Consider the following 16,363-nt stretch of genomic DNA (forward strand, 5'->3'; position numbering starts at 1 on the left):
GAGGATATTGATTGACAATTGTTTTGGTCATTAGTTAAACTCTTTAATAGTTAAACACTTAAACTAAAAAGGAGCAGCGTATGGAACAAAATAAAATTGCCCAGCTTATCCAGAGGTATACAGATGTCTATCTCTGGATGGAGAAAAAAGTCTCGAGTATGATCACTGAAAAGCTTGATAAAGAGCTGACGCTTGATCAATATTACTCGCTTCGATACATCAATTTACATCCAGGGTGTACATCTACGGACCTTGCTTATGTATGTAATGTAAACAAAAGTGCTGTAACATCCATGACCAACCGTCTTTTTACGAAAAACTATATTTTTCGTGAACATGATCAAGCTGACAGAAGGAATGTTCATCTGTACGTCACGCCAGAGGGCAAAGAAGTGGTCAGCCGAATGGAAAAGCAGCTTCAAGACCTAGTTCGGTCTTATTTTGAAAAGCTTGAAGAAAAAGAAATGGAATCATTTATACAAACATATGAAAAGATCTATCAAGTGATCATCGAAGAGGAGGCACAAAGTACTAATGAGAGCAATCATAAAGGGTAGATGGCTGATCACGATTCTGTGGATCGTATTTGCGGCAGTGTTACTCATCACCGCTCCTAATATGGCGCAATTAACAAAAGAAAAAGGGCAAATCTCTGTACCAGACGGCTATCCGTCTTCATATGCCAATCAGTTATTAAAGAAAATGTCTGAAAACGGCGATACAGAAAAATCAATCGTCATTGTCTTTCAAGAAAAGAACATTGTGAAAGAAAGAGAAACATCTTTAAAAAAGGCAATGGACATTTTAGAAAAGGATCAAGATCTCCACATAGAGGACATCACTTCTTACTTTGAAGCCAATAAAGATATCAAAAAACAAATGCTCTCTAAAGATCAAACGACACTCCTTGTGCCAGTTACATATGACTCAAACAAAATCAAAGCGTCCGACTTTAAAGAAAGAGTCAATGAAAAGCTAAAAAGCTTAAACCTGAAATTTGAAATGACAGGGCAGCCGTTAATTGATGATGATGTTATCACAAGTTCGCAGGAAGGCCTGAAGAAAACAGAATTCATTACGATTGGGTTTATTCTCGTTGTCCTTATTCTTGTTTTTAGGTCAGCTGTGGCGCCTTTCGTTCCGTTAGTCGCAGTGGCACTGTCTTACTTGGTGAGTCAATCAATCGTGGCTTATTTAGTAAAATATGTAGACTTTCCGCTCTCGACCTTTACTCAGATCTTTATGGTCGCGATCATGTTTGGAATTGGAACGGACTACTGCATACTGCTTCTCAGCCGCTTTAAGGAAGAGATCGCACACGGTAAAGATAAAATTGAAGCGATTCTGATTACGTATAAAACAGCAGGAAAGACCGTCTTATTCAGCGGAATTGCAGTGCTGATCGGCTTTACATGTATTGGTCTGGCACAATTCCAGCTTTATAAATCAGCTGTTGCAGTAGCAGTTGGGGTTGCTGTGCTCATTGTGGCTCTTCTCACGATTGTGCCGTTCTTTATGGCAGTTTTAGGAAAAGTGTTATTTTGGCCGATTAAAGGTGATATTGCCCATCCGCAGTCAAAAATGTGGGAAACAGCAGGCCGTTTTTCATTTAAGAAACCGCTTTTCAGCTTATTAATTGTAGGAATCATTACGCTTCCGCCAATTCTCATGTATAAAGGAACTCTTTCTTATAACAGCTTAGATGAAATTGGTAATAAATACGAATCGGTTAACGCATTCAATACCATTTCTGATAAGTTTGGACCGGGTGAAGCACTTCCGGCAACAGTGGTCGTGAAATCATCTGACCTTTTAGACAACAATGAAGGGCTGATTGCCATCGAAAAACTCAGCCGTGCAATTGAACAAACAGATGGGGTCAGTAAAGTGAGAAGTGCCACCCGTCCTGTCGGTAAAGGGCTGAGTGATCTGTACGTAAAATCACAAGCCAAAGAACTGAACACAGGACTTGATAAAAGCAATGAAGGCTTGAAAAACATCCAAGATGCACTGACGACAATGAGTCAATCCATTGAGGATCAAACGCCGCAAATCAAATCATCAGGAAAAGGCATTAACAAATTGATTTCTGGTACAGAATCTGTGCAAACAGGGATTCAAAATGTTGAAAAATCCTTAAGAAAATTGCAAAACGGCATCGACCAAAATAAAAAAGGTGTAGCAGCCATTAAAGATGAAATCAAAGGTGCAAAAAAGGAATTAATGGCTCAAGTCGCACAAGTGAATCAGCAAGTTTCACTGTATAAAAGCATTTCCAAAGAATTAAAGGCAGCATTAGCGCAAGTGGATACGTCATCCTCTGCCGCAGCAGATGTAAAAGCGTTAATCAAACAAGCAAATACACAATTTAGTACCCTTGAAAAGCAAATCCCGCAGGTAAAAGAAAATCAATCGTATCAAGCCATTAAAGCTTCGTACAATGAACTTTCTGCGACCTTACAAGAAGGGGCGAAACAGGCAGACAGCTATGCCAAACAAGCGAAAGAAGCTAGAAAGCAGCTTGAAGCAGCTGATGCCTTTATCGCAAAAGCTTCTGAGCAGCAAAAAGTCTTGACGAATCAAATCGATGAACTCATTGCTGGCTTAGATGCAGTTGAAAATGGACTGGATCGAACGTCTAAAGGTCAAGGACAATTAGCCGACAATATGCCAAAGCTTGCAAATGGAGCGGGCGACATCATGAATGGCCAAAAGCAAATGAAAGAAAAGATTGGCGGCTTTGGGGATAACCTGACCAAGCTGACAGATGGCCTGAACAAAAGTGTAAATGGACTGGAGAAAATTTCGAGCGGCTTAATGGGTGCAGGCGACTACTTAGACGAACTGAAAAATGCACCAGATCAAGACATGGCCGGCTGGTTTATTCCAAAAGACGTCTTGAAAAATAAAGCATTCAAGCAAGTATTTGATTCGTACATGTCAGATGATCGCAAGATGACAAAGATTGATGTCATTTTAGAGAAAAATCCATATGGAAATGACGCCTTGTCGACGATTAAACAAGTGGAAGCTTCTGTCGAGCGGGCACTTCCTGAAACAAACCTAAAAGATGCTTCATTTGGCGTCTCAGGTGTCTCAAGTATGAATGCTGATCTGAAACAACTGTCAGACCAAGATTTCAATAAGACAGTGCTTTATATGATGATTGGTATTTTCCTTATTTTGGTGATCTTGTTCCGTTCGCTTGTCATGCCGCTTTACTTGGTAGGTTCACTCATATTGACTTACTTTACAGCAATCGGTGTAACAGAATTTATTTTCACCCATTTCTTCGGATATCCAGGCATTAACTGGGCTGTACCATTCTTTGGATTTGTCATATTAATGGCGCTCGGAGTCGATTATTCGATTTTCTTAATGGAGCGGTTCAATGAATACAAAACAAAAGACATCCAGTTTGCCATGACTGAATCAATGAAAAATATGGGGTCTGTCATTATGTCTGCTGCTGTTATTTTGGCAGGAACATTTGCCGCCATGCTTCCATCAGGTGTGCTGTCTCTCTTGCAGATTGCAACACTTGTCCTCACAGGACTTTTACTGTACGCACTCGTTGTGCTACCATTGTTCGTACCTGTGATGGTGAAATTGTTCGGATCAGCCAACTGGTTCCCATTTAAACGAAAAGAATAGGTATTCTATATAGAAAGAAGGAATCAATGTGATGAGTCGTTGGGCGCTGATAACAGGTGCCAGTGGCGGGATTGGGCAGGCAGCAGCGAAAAAGCTTGCCCAAGAAGGCTGCCATGTGATGCTCCATTATCATAAAAATGAACAGGCAGCTGTGCGCCTCGCCGCTCATTTGGATGAGGCATATTCCATTCAAACGCACGTCGTTCAAGCCGATTTATCTAAAACGGGCGGAGCAGATGAGCTTGTCAGCCGTCTGCCGCTCTGTCCAGATATTCTTATTTTAAATAGCGGCAGAAGCCATGTCGGATTGGTGACAGACACAGAAAAAGACGTATTAGCCAGTATGGTGCAGCTTCATGTCACAAGTCCATATGAGCTTACCCAATCCCTTTTACCCGCCATGATTCGAAAGAAAGCAGGCCATATCATTGCGGTCAGCTCGATATGGGGAGAAACGGGAGCATCGTGTGAAGTGCTGTACAGCATGGTCAAAGGTGCGCAAAATGCGTTTATCAAAGGATTAGCAAAAGAGCTTGCTCCAAGTGGAATTAGAGCAAATGCTGTCTCGCCTGGTGCTGTCAAAACAGACATGATGAATCGTTTTACGCAGGAAGACATCACAATGCTGGAAGAAGAAATTCCGCTTGGCCGGCTTGCATCCCCTGAGGAAGTTGCAGATGTCATTTGGTTTCTCGCCTCAAAACAGTCAAGTTATATCACAGGTCAAATTTTATCTGTCAATGGCGGCTGGTACTGTTAAAAAACGTGTATAATTCGTCTCTCCATGACAAAAGCTATGGCTGTAATTCATCTTTTCGAATGGAGGAATAGACATGTCTGTACTTGAGAACTGGGACCATTGGAAAAACTTTTTAGGTGATCGCTTAAATCATGCGCAGGATAAAGGTTTAGAAGATGAGACCATCAATAACCTTGCGTATGAAATTGGCGGATATCTAGCTAACGAAGTTGACGCAAAGAACGAGCAGGAAAGAGTACTTGCTGACCTTTGGAGCGTTGCATCAGAAGATGAGCAGCGTGCCATTGCAAATATGATGGTCAAGCTAGTTGAAAATAATAGCTCGCACTAAACAAAAAGAGAGGTCGTTTGTGCCTCTCTTTTTATTTTAACCGTTTCACAACATTGTGCTTTCTAAAAATGTGAAAATGCTTTATGATAAAGGAAGGTAAAAATTTGCCACAATGAAGGGGGTAATATCATTTGGCAAAGCTCGAATGGTATTTTGAATATGAGATACAGGTAAACCGTCCCGGACTTTTAGGAGACATTTCTTCTCTAATGGGGATGCTTTCAATTAATATTGTGACAATCAATGGTGTTGATGTATCAAGACGCGGAATGCTTTTACGCTGTGACCACACAGATCAAATTAAGCGGCTTGAATCAATTTTAAATACAATGGAAACGATAAAAGTAACGAAATTAAGACAGCCAAAGCTTCGTGACCGCTTAGCTGTTCGTCATGGAAGATACATACAGCGTGATGCGGATGACAAAAAGACGTTCCGTTTTGAAAGAGACGAGCTCGGTCTTCTTGTTGATTTTATGGCTGAACTCTTTAAAAAAGAAGGACATAAATTGATTGGGATTCGCGGAATGCCGCGTGTCGGAAAAACAGAATCAATTGTGGCTTCAAGTGTTTGTGCAAGCAAGAGATGGCTGTTTGTATCATCAACTCTTTTGAAACAGACGATCCGAAGTCAGCTGATCGCAGATGAATACAGCCCAGATAACGTCTTTATTATTGATGGGATTGTGTCGACAAGAAGAGGTTCTGAGAAGCATTTGCAGCTTTTAAGGGAAATTATGAGACTGCCGGCAACGAAGGTGGTCGAGCATCCAGACATCTTTATTCAAAATTCAGAATATACAATGGATGATTTCGACTATATCATTGAATTGCGGAATAGCGCAGACGAAGAGATTACATATGAACACGCTGAAGAACCACAAGTGTTTGATCATTCTGGTTTTTCCGGCTTCGATTTTTAATATGGTAATGGTAGGTGTTTGTTTTGACTGAATTGGGAAAACGGCTCGTTGAGGCCAGAGAGGAAAAAGGGATGTCGCTGGAGGATCTGATGGCGGCTACCAAGATCCAAAAGCGCTATTTGCTAGCAATCGAACAAGGAAACTATGATATTATTCCAGGTAAATTTTACGTCAGAGCGTTTATTAAACAATATGCCGAAGCCGTTGGACTGAATCCTGAACAATTGTTCGAAGAATTTCGTAAAGATGTTCCAAGCACGTATAACGATGAAGTATCTGATAAATTATCGAATATTAAGCCGCAAAGAGAGCTGCCAAAGCCTGCCTCGAAAGTGCTTGAACTATTGCCGACAATTTTAATTATTGGAGGCATCATTGTGGTCATCGCCATCATCTATGTGATCGTGCAGGCGGTCAATCATGATAGCGGACAGAAGAATAATCAGGCGGCCCCTCAGCAATCAGAATCTAAATATGAAGTATCTGAGGATTCATCTCTTGCAAAAGATCAAAAGAAAAAAGAAAAAGCTTCGTCAGATGATAAAGAAAAATCTTCTAAAAAAGACGATTCATCAAAAGACGATGAAACTGTTTCTTTAAAGGCGACGAATACAGAAGGCTCGACAACAACGTATGAAGTATCAGGTGCAGACGAAATGGAGTTAACCATTTCTGCCTCGCAAGCTTCATGGCTGCGCGTAAGAGACGAATCTGGAAAAGTGCTGAAGATGGGTGAACTAAAAGATGGCGAATCGTTTAAAACAGACCTGTCTGAGCTTTCTCAGGTCGATATCCGTCTAGGCAATGCGTCTGGAATAGATATCAAGGTAAATGACGAGACACTTAAGTACGAATTAGACCCTAAGAACACCATGACACAAAACATTGTGATTGTGAATAAAGGAAAGGAAAAGTCATCTTAAGCAAGTAGATGACTTTTCTTTTGTTCCTACTATTATATACATAAAAAATTGCATTATTGGAGGATTGGATTTCATGTTTAACTTACCGAATAAAATAACCCTTTCTAGGATCGCCTTGATCCCTGTTTTTATGATTATTATGCTTGCACCGCTAGATTGGGGTGTTGCGCGCTTTGGCGACGTCAGCATCGAAGTGACGCACCTTGTTGGAGCGATCTTGTTTATCGTCGCTTCAACAACTGACTGGATTGATGGATACTACGCACGTAAGCTTAATTTAGTGACGAACTTTGGTAAATTTTTAGATCCGCTTGCAGATAAATTGCTTGTTTCAGCTGCTTTAATTATACTTGTTCAATACAACCTCACACCGGCATGGATGGCGATTGTGATCATCAGCCGTGAATTTGCTGTAACAGGTCTAAGGCTTGTATTAGCCGGAGGCGGTGAAGTAGTGGCAGCGAATATGCTTGGAAAGGTGAAGACATGGGCGCAGATCATTGCGATTTCAGCACTTTTACTGCATAACCTGCCGTTTGAACTAGTGTCATTCCCGTTTGGTGATCTAGCGATGTGGGTAGCGGTGTTCTTCACTGTTGTCTCAGGCTGGGATTACTTTGCAAAAAACTGGGAAGCTTTAAAGAATTCTAACTAAAAAGGACGTGTACGCTTTGAAGTCAGAGAGAAAAGCAGAAATTATTGCAGTCGGTTCCGAACTATTGCTAGGGCAAATTACGAATACGAATGCACAATTCATCAGCAAACAACTAGCTGAAATTGGTGTGAATGTTTATTACCACACAGCAGTTGGTGACAATCCAGAGCGTTTAAAACAGGCCATTCAGGTGGCGCAGGAAAGATCTAATTTTATTATCTTCTCAGGTGGTCTTGGACCAACCAAAGATGACTTAACAAAAGAAACCATTGCGAGCTCGCTTGGGAAAGAGCTTGTACTAAATGAAGAAGCATTTGAATCGATTCAAGACTACTTTCGAAAGACCGGACGCGTTATGTCACCGAACAACCGTAAGCAGGCACTCGTTCTAGAAGGGTCTGATGTGCTCGTGAACCGTTTCGGGATGGCCCCGGGTATGTTTGTTCAAGAAGACGATACGTTTTATATGCTTCTTCCTGGACCGCCAAGTGAATTGCACCCGATGTTTGAAAACGAGGCAAAGCCGCTGATTTCTGAGAAGCTTGGCTTAAAGGAAAAGATCGTGTCTGTTGTTCTGCGCTTCTTCGGAATCGGTGAATCGCAGCTTGAAACAGACCTAGAAGATTTAATTGACGCTCAAACGAATCCGACAATTGCACCACTCGCATCTGACGGTGAAGTGACGCTAAGGCTGACTGCTAAGCATGAGGATGAAAAAGAAACAGAGCGTCTGTTAAAAGAAACAGAAGCGCAAATTTTGGCGCGGGTAGGTGAGTACTTCTACGGATATGGGGATACATCACTTGTCCGCGAAGCATCCAAAGCCTTGCACGAGCACGGAAAAACAGTAGCAGCAGCAGAAAGCCTGACTGGCGGAATGTTCTCCGAATGGCTGACAGATCTCGAAGGAGCATCATCCATTTTGAACGGAAGTGTGGTTTGTTATACAAACCAAGTCAAGCAGCAGGTACTTGGCTGCCGAGAGGAAACATTGTCTTCTCATGGTGCTGTCAGCAAAGAGTGTGCTTTAGAGCTTGCTGAAGGAGTTAGAAAGCTGACCGGAAGTGATATTGGCATTAGCTTTACGGGTGTAGCAGGACCTGATACCCAAGAGGGTCAGCCTGTTGGAAAAGTGTTCATTGGACTATCTACGAAAGACCAGACGGACGTGTTTGAATGGATGTTTACAGGCAGCCGGTCGGGCATTCGAAAGCGTGCTGTGAAATATGGTCTGCATCACTTACTCAACTTATTAAAAGAGAGTTAATTTTGTTTTTTGTTAGGTTTACTCCTTTATAAAAGTGCGTTTTTTCTAATAGAAAATACTCTTTTCTTAAAAAATCTGCCAAGAAAAAATCGAATATGTGTTCGTTTTTTTCTTGGCAAATGACGTAAAACAAGGTATAGTATAGATAGTGGAATTGATAAAGGAGGAAACAATAGAATGAGTGATCGTCAAGCAGCCTTAGATATGGCTCTTAAACAAATAGAAAAACAGTTTGGTAAAGGCTCTATTATGAAACTAGGAGAGCAAACAGATACACGTATTTCAACAGTACCTAGTGGTTCGTTAGCACTTGATACTGCGCTTGGAATAGGCGGATATCCCCGCGGCCGTATTATCGAAGTATATGGTCCAGAGAGTTCTGGTAAAACGACAGTAGCCCTTCATGCCATTGCTGAAGTTCAGCAGCAGGGAGGACAAGCTGCATTTATTGATGCAGAGCATGCACTCGATCCAGTTTACGCTCAAAAACTAGGTGTCAACATTGATGAACTGTTACTTTCTCAGCCGGATACAGGAGAGCAAGCACTTGAAATTGCAGAAGCTCTTGTCCGAAGCGGGGCAGTTGATATTGTTGTTATTGACTCTGTAGCTGCTCTTGTACCAAAAGCAGAGATTGAAGGAGACATGGGTGATTCACACGTTGGTCTTCAAGCACGTTTGATGTCCCAAGCGCTCCGTAAACTATCAGGTGCCATCAACAAATCAAAAACAATTGCCATCTTTATCAACCAAATTCGTGAAAAAGTTGGTGTCATGTTTGGTAACCCTGAAACAACGCCTGGTGGACGTGCGCTGAAGTTCTATTCGTCTGTTCGTTTAGAAGTGCGCCGTGCTGAACAGCTGAAACAAGGCAATGACATTATGGGGAATAAAACGAGAATTAAAGTGGTCAAAAACAAAGTAGCACCTCCATTCCGTATTGCCGAAGTAGACATTATGTACGGTGAAGGGATCTCAAAAGAGGGAGAAATCATCGACCTTGGAAGCGAGCTGGATATCGTACAAAAGAGCGGTGCTTGGTATTCTTACCAAGAGGAACGTCTTGGACAAGGCCGTGAAAATGCGAAACAGTTCCTAAAAGAAAATAAAGATATCATGCTGATGATCCAGGAGCAAATTCGCGAACACTACGGTTTGGATACAAACGGAGTGAAAGCAGCTGAAGAAGAAGGACAAGAAGAATTGGAGTTTAATGACTAAAAAGACTAAAAGACGCTGAAAAGCGTCTTTTTTTTACATTTACATGACAGCTGGCAGGTCAAAAGTTCTGTCTTTGCTTGAAATAACGACTTACGCCTCAGTCTGACTAGCTTGACAAGTATTTCCGACACAATTACAATGGGAATGTATCACTTGTTTTTCTTAACATGATTGATAACTAATTTAAACTTGACAAGGGCAGTGAGGATCTCATTCCCTGTGAAGGCCCTGTATGTTGAGACACAAAACAATGTACATGCCGACACTTTATTTGTAAAACCAAGTTCATAGCAAGAGGAGGTGAAAATATGTCGCCTACGATGTTTACGATCATCTCCATTTTGCTGAGCCTAATCTGTTTAGTTGTTGGCTACTTTGTTCGTAAAACCATTGCAGAAGCAAAAATATCCGGCGCAAGAAACATGGCCGAACAAATTGTTGAGGATGCAAAGCGTGATGCGGAAGCATTGAAGAAAGAAGCGCTCTTGGAAGCGAAAGATGAAATTCATTCGTTTCGTGTAGAGGCGGAGCAAGAAGTTCGTGAAAGACGAAATGAGCTTCAAAGACAAGAAAACCGTTTACTTCAAAAAGAGGAAAATCTTGATCGCAAAGACGAATCTTTAGATAAACGGGAGTCCCTGTTGGAGAAGAGAGATCATTCTCTGAATGAACGACAACAACATATTGAAGAGATGGAAAGCAAAGTGGATGATATGATTCGTTTGCAGAAAGCCGAGTTGGAACGTATTTCAAGTCTAACTCGAGATGAAGCGAAACAAATCATTCTGGATCAAGTTGAAAATGAGCTTTCCCACGACATTGCAGTCATGACGAAAGAATCTGAAAACCGAGCGAAAGAAGAGGCTGACAAAAAGGCGAAAAACATTCTTTCACTTGCGTTACAGCGTTGTGCAGCTGATCATGTGGCTGAAACAACGGTATCTGTAGTCAATCTTCCAAATGATGAGATGAAAGGTCGTATTATCGGACGTGAAGGACGAAATATCCGTACGTTAGAAACGTTAACAGGTATTGACTTGATCATAGATGATACACCTGAAGCTGTTATACTATCGGGCTTTGATCCGATTAGACGTGAAACAGCGAGGATAGCTCTGGACAAGCTAGTCCAGGATGGCCGCATTCATCCTGCACGAATTGAAGAAATGGTGGAAAAATCACGCCGTGAAGTCGATGATTATATCCGTGAGATGGGTGAACAAACGACATTCGAAGTCGGAGTTCACGGTCTGCATCCGGATCTGATCAAAATTCTCGGCCGCTTAAAATTCCGTACAAGTTATGGACAAAATGTCCTGAAGCATTCAATTGAGGTTGCACATCTTGCAGGTCTCATGGCTTCAGAGCTTGGAGAAGATGCAAAGCTTGCAAAACGAGCAGGTCTTCTGCATGACATTGGAAAAGCCATTGATCATGAAGTAGAAGGAAGCCACGTAGAAATTGGCGTTGAGCTTGCGACGAAATATAAAGAGCATCCTGTTGTCATCAACAGTATTGCCTCTCACCACGGTGACCAAGAACCGACATCTATTATCGCTGTTCTTGTTGCGGCAGCTGATGCATTATCTGCAGCACGCCCTGGTGCAAGAAGTGAGACACTTGAAAATTACATTCGGAGACTTGAGAAATTAGAAGATATCTCTGAATCTTATGAAGGTGTTGAAAAATCGTTTGCGATACAGGCTGGACGTGAAGTACGTATTATGGTGAAGCCAGATTCAATTAATGATCTTGAAGCTCACCGTCTAGCAAGGGATATTCGTAAGCGAATTGAGGACGAGCTCGATTACCCTGGTCACATTAAAGTGACAGTCATTCGAGAAACTCGCGCAGTAGAGTATGCAAAATAGAGCGGTGCGCTTAGCGCCGCTTTATTTTTTTGTGTAAATATGCAACACTGATAAGAAGATCATTCTAAAAGAGAAAGGGTTCAAAGCGCATGAAAATATTATTTGTTGGAGATATCGTCGGTTCACCTGGCAGAGACACACTGAAAGAATACTTGCCAAAGCTGAAGAAAAAATATCAGCCGCACTTTACTATTGTCAACGGAGAAAATGCTGCTCACGGGAAAGGTCTGACTGAAAAAATCTATCATGAGCTGCTGCAAGCAGGAGCTGATGTGCTTACAATGGGCAACCATACATGGGATAAAAGAGACATTTTCGATTTCATCGATGACGCAGCCAATATGGTCCGTCCTGCTAACTTCCCGGAAGGCACACCTGGAAAAGGTCTCACGTTTATTAAAAAACAAGGAAAAGAACTGGCTGTCATCAACCTGCAAGGACGTACGTTTTTACCGCCAATTGACTGCCCATTTCAAAAAATAGATGAATTAATTGCGGAAGCATCCAAACGGACACCGTTTATTTTTATTGATTTTCATGGTGAAGCCACAAGTGAAAAGCAGGCGATGGGCTGGTATACAGACGGCCGTGCATCATGTGTCGTTGGAACGCATACACATGTTCAAACAGCAGATAACCGCGTATTGCCTAAAGGAACTGCGTATATTTCAGATGTCGGGATGACAGGACCTTATGATGGCATTTTAGGTGTTGACCGAGAAACGATCATTAAACGATTCAAAACAAGTCTCCCAGTTCGTTTTGAAATTGCAGAAGGCCGCACGACGTTAAGTGCAGTGATCGTAGAAATTGACGAACAGTCGAAAAAAGCTGTCAAAATTGATCGAATTTTGATAAATGATGACCATATTTTCTTTGAATAAATGTTCACATATTTATTTCAGAAAAATATTAATCAGAAAGAAGGAATATGCGACCTCTATCGTGAATATAGTAAAAATGGTAGGTAGCCTGCTATTTTTGAAAAACATTTTGGGGATGGATTTTCAAAAAAATAGCATCATCTAACAAAGATTGTTCTAATGAACACTCACTTATCCATTGTAAATTTAAGGGGGAGCAGAAATGGAAATTTTAAAAGTTTCAGCAAAGTCAAATCCGAATTCAGTAGCAGGAGCATTAGCCGGCGTTTTACGTGAACGCGGTGCAGCGGAAATACAAGCAATCGGCGCTGGAGCACTGAATCAGGCGGTTAAGGCTGTCGCCATTGCAAGGGGATTTGTCGCGCCAAGCGGAGTGGATTTGATATGCATTCCAGCCTTTACTGACATTCTGATCGATGGAGAAGAAAGAACAGCCATCAAATTGATTGTTGAGCCACGATAATTCTAATTTTATTATTTTCAACCTGCTTACATCATGTAAGCAGGTTGTTTTTGTTTACCGCTATACATTTCTTATATAACATATTCAGTTCGTGAAATAGATAAAAATGACATATTAGAGCTTGCATTTTTTCACCATGATGATAAATTAAGATTAAGTTGAATTTACTTCATCAAAAATAAATATTTAAGTAGGTGAAATAATGTTCGAAGCTTTTTTGAAAAGAGGAAAGCTAGTTTTTATTTTATTTTTTATCGTTCTCATTGCTGGCGGCTATTTATTCGCGCAGCTTCCTAAACGAGAACTTCCAGAATTCGAGGCGAATCTCGTCACGATTTCTACCGTTTTTCCTGGTGCAGATGCAAAACAGGTGGAAAGAGATGTCACCAATAAACTGGAATCAGCCCTATCTGATATCAACGGTGTAGAGAAAACGAGCTCGGTTTCTGCCATTGGTTTCTCAAATATTGTGCTTGAAATTGAGGACCAAGCCGACTTTCAAAAGGTGGCAAGTCAAATTAAGAATGAAACCACAAGTGCTGCGTCGTCTTTTCCTGACGGGGTGAATGAGCCGGAAGTAAAGGATGAATTTGGCAGCGTGCCGGTTGGCTCTTATATGATTGTGTCAAATGAATCATCGGACTTAGCAAAGAGTCAGCAATCGCTGCGTGCATTGAAGGAAAAAGTGGAGGACATCAAAGGGGTAGACAGTGTCATTATCAAAGGCTTCAATGACAAACAAGCGATTTTAAACTTAGATTCAAACAAGCTGGAAGGTGAAGGGCTCAATGTAACTGATGTCACAGATGCCATCAATCAGGAATTTGACACATCTCCACTAGGCGATATTCGGGCAGGCAAAGAGAAGGTGAAGCTGTCCATCGATACATATGACCGCTTAGATCAAGTTAAAAAAATTGAGCTTTTCTCAAAAACGAAAAGAGAGCCGGTCACAATTAGTCAGCTTGGCAGTTTAAAAGAAGTAGAAAAACAGAAAAGTGATATTGTGTCGTATAACGGAAAGCCCGCTTATTCATTTACTGTGAATATTAAACAAGGGCTTGATATTCCTAAAATGTATGACAAAGTCAGTGATGTCATTGAGAAAGAAAAGCAGCTGCCAAATGGGGTGGAGTGGGTAGACTACTATTCACAAAAAAGTGAAGTGGATACCATTTTCAATGATTTAATAAAAGAAGCCATTGTTGCGGTCATTGCTGTCATAATTGTTACCACACTTGGACTCACGATTGGCGGGGCGTTTATCGTTTCACTAGCCATTCCGCTATCGATTACAATTGGAACGATTCCGCTGCCATTTTTACAAGTGGACCTCAATCAAATTTCGATCATCGGCTTTATTATTGCCTTAGGGATACTTGTCGATGATGCCATTGTCGTCAATGATAATATTTTAAGACAAATGAAAAAATACGAAAGTCCGCTTAAAGGAACAATTGCAGGAGTGAAAGAAGTCGCAGGATCCATTTTGACATCAACACTAGCTGTTGTATTTGCCTTCCTGCCGCTTGTTTTCCTATCAGGTGCAAACGGTTCATTTATTCGGGCATTACCGTCTGTTCTAGTTACGACTGTGCTTGCATCCATGGTGATTTCTCTGACACTTGTACCGGTCTATCAATATACTGTGAACAACCGGAAAAGAAAGAACAAAAACAGTCAAAAAGAGCCGGGATTCCTAGGGAAACCATTAAAAAGGCTGGCTGATTTCTATGCAGACCGTGTGCTGACAAACATTGTGAAGCGGCCGCTCGTTATTGGACTAAGTGGTTTGCTCGTTGCAACGCTTGCTTTTTTACTTATTTTCGTCACACCATTTGAATTTTTCCCTGCGGCGAATAAGAAAGAAGTGGTCGTCACTGTCACACTTCCAAGTGAAACAACACTAGACAAAACAAATGAAACACTAAAGAAAATAGAACAAGAGATCAAACGGCAAAAAGGCATTGAAGAAACGGCGATTTTTGCAGGCGGCGGTGTGCCGAACCTGTTTAATGAAAGTATTTCAAATGCAAGTGACCACACCGGTCAAGTTGTTGTGAGAGTAGACAATGATCAGATAACTAGTAAGGCATTGATAGATCGTATGACTGAGCCTTTGCGAGAGAAATTCAATGAGGCAGAAATCTTTATGAAAACCATTGTTCAAGGGCCGCCAGCTGGAGCACCAGTGACAGTAACGGTTGCGGGTGAATCTTTTTCAAAGCTCATTGATGTCAAAGAAACGCTGACAAATGAAATGAAAGACAAAGGGGCAAGCTTGATTACGGACGATGTCAATCAGCCGGTGAAAACGATCTCCTTTGAATTAAACCGCGAGCGAATGGCAGAGGATGGGCTCAGTGCTCAATTTGTCAGCAGACAGCTTGGTCTTGTGACAGAAGGGATTCCATTAGGTACCTTTCAACAAGGAACAAATGATATCGATTTAGTGGTGAAACAGGATACAGGCACACATCAAAATGGTTTAAAGCTAAAAGAAATGAATGTGCCTGTGAAGACAAATGAAGGCGGTATGCCTCAACTTGAGCCGCTTAGCCGATATGTAAAAGAAAAAGAAACAGAGCAGTACGAAAGCATTCCACATGAAAATGGAGTGCCGACCATTACGCTGAAGGCGTATCCCGGTGCATCAGATTCGTTTAAAGACGATATGAAAGAAGTCGTCAATCAAGTAGGAAAAAGTTCTGCAGCGAAGGATTTGACCATTTCACAAGGTGGAGAAAATGAAAATCAGACCCAGTTCTTTATTGAAATTAGCCTCTTATTTGCAGTTGTCTTGCTGCTCATTTATGTGACCATCGCATTCCAGTTCAATTCATTGATGCTTCCGCTGTTAGTTCTAGGAACGGTTTACTTAGCCGTATCAGGAGCCATTATCGGACTATTTGTTACACAAACACCATTCAGCTTTATGGCAACAATGGGAATTGTCTCATTGGCTGGTATTGTCGTCCGAAATGCGGTCGTCCTCTTCGAATTTATTGAGCAGCGGCGCAAGCAAGGGTTTGATCAACAGACAGCTGTCATTGAAGCAGGAAGAGCAAGGATGAAGCCGATTCTCTTAACAGCATTTACGGCACTTGTTGCACTAATGCCTGTTGCATTAAGTCATGATCCACTCTTTAAGCCGCTGGCAATCTGCATTGTATCAGGTGTGTTTTTCTCAACAATTCTGACATTATTCATTGTGCCAGCCCTATATGTTGCCGTTTCAAAGAAACGCTGACGAGGAAAGCAAATCTCCGATCGAAAGGAGATTTGCTTTTTTTTTTAGAAAAATATCCAAAAAAATATGTGGGGTGTTCATTTGTATTTATCTAGTGGACAGTGGTATTTACGACTAAAATAAGTCGTGTTAAAATCTGATTGGGAGAAGTTTTTTAACAA

13 protein-coding genes are annotated in these 16,363 nt (G+C 41.4%); all 13 read left to right on the plus strand.

What is annotated here, in order from left to right; all coding sequences use genetic code 11:
* Nucleotides 1–80: 80 nt before the first annotated feature.
* The 13 genes from MHH65_RS08275 (at nt 81) to MHH65_RS08335 (ending at nt 16,202) form a co-directional block, all read left to right on the plus strand.
* Complete coding sequence (locus MHH65_RS08275; protein ID WP_268414382.1) at nt 81–557, plus strand: MarR family transcriptional regulator; 477 nt, start codon at nt 81–83, stop codon at nt 555–557.
* Complete coding sequence (locus tag MHH65_RS08280) at nt 535–3,654, plus strand: MMPL family transporter (RefSeq protein ID WP_335350978.1); 3,120 nt, start codon at nt 535–537, stop codon at nt 3,652–3,654. Before MHH65_RS08275 ends, MHH65_RS08280 begins: the two co-directional genes overlap by 23 nt.
* A 31-nt stretch (nt 3,655–3,685) precedes the next feature.
* Complete coding sequence (locus MHH65_RS08285) at nt 3,686–4,414, plus strand: SDR family oxidoreductase (protein WP_268414384.1); 729 nt, start codon at nt 3,686–3,688, stop codon at nt 4,412–4,414.
* A gap of 73 nt (nt 4,415–4,487) precedes the next feature.
* Nucleotides 4,488–4,745, plus strand: coding sequence for a DUF3243 domain-containing protein (locus tag MHH65_RS08290; RefSeq protein ID WP_056766502.1), 258 nt, complete (start codon nt 4,488–4,490; stop codon nt 4,743–4,745).
* 131 nt (nt 4,746–4,876) lie between these two features.
* On the plus strand, nt 4,877–5,668 hold the full coding sequence (locus MHH65_RS08295; RefSeq protein WP_003211480.1) for a DUF3388 domain-containing protein: 792 nt from the start codon (nt 4,877–4,879) through the stop codon (nt 5,666–5,668).
* Between the two features lie 23 nt (nt 5,669–5,691).
* Nucleotides 5,692–6,591: a helix-turn-helix domain-containing protein gene (locus tag MHH65_RS08300; RefSeq protein ID WP_061109885.1), complete on the plus strand. Its 900-nt coding sequence runs from the start codon at nt 5,692–5,694 to the stop codon at nt 6,589–6,591.
* A 73-nt stretch (nt 6,592–6,664) separates the two neighbouring features.
* A complete protein-coding gene (pgsA, locus tag MHH65_RS08305; RefSeq protein ID WP_008358030.1) occupies nt 6,665–7,246 on the plus strand; it encodes a CDP-diacylglycerol--glycerol-3-phosphate 3-phosphatidyltransferase in 582 nt (193 codons plus the stop codon).
* A gap of 16 nt (nt 7,247–7,262) precedes the next feature.
* Nucleotides 7,263–8,513: a competence/damage-inducible protein A gene (locus MHH65_RS08310; protein WP_070325846.1), complete on the plus strand. Its 1,251-nt coding sequence runs from the start codon at nt 7,263–7,265 to the stop codon at nt 8,511–8,513.
* Between the two features lie 177 nt (nt 8,514–8,690).
* Nucleotides 8,691–9,734, plus strand: a complete 1,044-nt coding sequence (gene recA, locus MHH65_RS08315; RefSeq protein ID WP_034281901.1) for a recombinase RecA — start codon at nt 8,691–8,693, stop codon at nt 9,732–9,734.
* 308 nt (nt 9,735–10,042) lie between these two features.
* The gene (gene rny, locus MHH65_RS08320; protein WP_003211958.1) at nt 10,043–11,605 is read left to right on the plus strand and encodes a ribonuclease Y; all 1,563 of its coding nucleotides are present in this window, start codon (nt 10,043–10,045) and stop codon (nt 11,603–11,605) included.
* 89 nt (nt 11,606–11,694) lie between these two features.
* Nucleotides 11,695–12,489, plus strand: coding sequence for a TIGR00282 family metallophosphoesterase (locus MHH65_RS08325; protein ID WP_098676894.1), 795 nt, complete (start codon nt 11,695–11,697; stop codon nt 12,487–12,489).
* A gap of 202 nt (nt 12,490–12,691) precedes the next feature.
* The gene (gene spoVS, locus MHH65_RS08330) at nt 12,692–12,952 is read left to right on the plus strand and encodes a stage V sporulation protein SpoVS (protein WP_003211281.1); all 261 of its coding nucleotides are present in this window, start codon (nt 12,692–12,694) and stop codon (nt 12,950–12,952) included.
* A 202-nt stretch (nt 12,953–13,154) separates the two neighbouring features.
* Nucleotides 13,155–16,202, plus strand: coding sequence for an efflux RND transporter permease subunit (locus tag MHH65_RS08335; RefSeq protein WP_098676895.1), 3,048 nt, complete (start codon nt 13,155–13,157; stop codon nt 16,200–16,202).
* Nucleotides 16,203–16,363: the final 161 nt, after the last annotated feature.

Source organism: Bacillus sp. FSL L8-0654, assembly GCF_038629965.1.
GTDB classification, from domain to species: domain Bacteria; phylum Bacillota; class Bacilli; order Bacillales; family Bacillaceae; genus Bacillus; species Bacillus safensis.

Coding starts and splice junctions, on each gene's coding strand:
- MHH65_RS08335 (WP_098676895.1), top strand. CDS start 13,155: ATGTTCGAAGCTTTTTTGAAAAGAGGAAAGCTAGTTTTTATTTTATTT.
- MHH65_RS08275 (WP_268414382.1), top strand. CDS start 81: ATGGAACAAAATAAAATTGCCCAGCTTATCCAGAGGTATACAGATGTC.
- recA (WP_034281901.1), top strand. CDS start 8,691: ATGAGTGATCGTCAAGCAGCCTTAGATATGGCTCTTAAACAAATAGAA.
- MHH65_RS08290 (WP_056766502.1), top strand. CDS start 4,488: ATGTCTGTACTTGAGAACTGGGACCATTGGAAAAACTTTTTAGGTGAT.
- MHH65_RS08325 (WP_098676894.1), top strand. CDS start 11,695: ATGAAAATATTATTTGTTGGAGATATCGTCGGTTCACCTGGCAGAGAC.
- spoVS (WP_003211281.1), top strand. CDS start 12,692: ATGGAAATTTTAAAAGTTTCAGCAAAGTCAAATCCGAATTCAGTAGCA.
- MHH65_RS08280 (WP_335350978.1), top strand. CDS start 535: ATGAGAGCAATCATAAAGGGTAGATGGCTGATCACGATTCTGTGGATC.
- MHH65_RS08285 (WP_268414384.1), top strand. CDS start 3,686: ATGAGTCGTTGGGCGCTGATAACAGGTGCCAGTGGCGGGATTGGGCAG.
- rny (WP_003211958.1), top strand. CDS start 10,043: ATGTCGCCTACGATGTTTACGATCATCTCCATTTTGCTGAGCCTAATC.
- pgsA (WP_008358030.1), top strand. CDS start 6,665: ATGTTTAACTTACCGAATAAAATAACCCTTTCTAGGATCGCCTTGATC.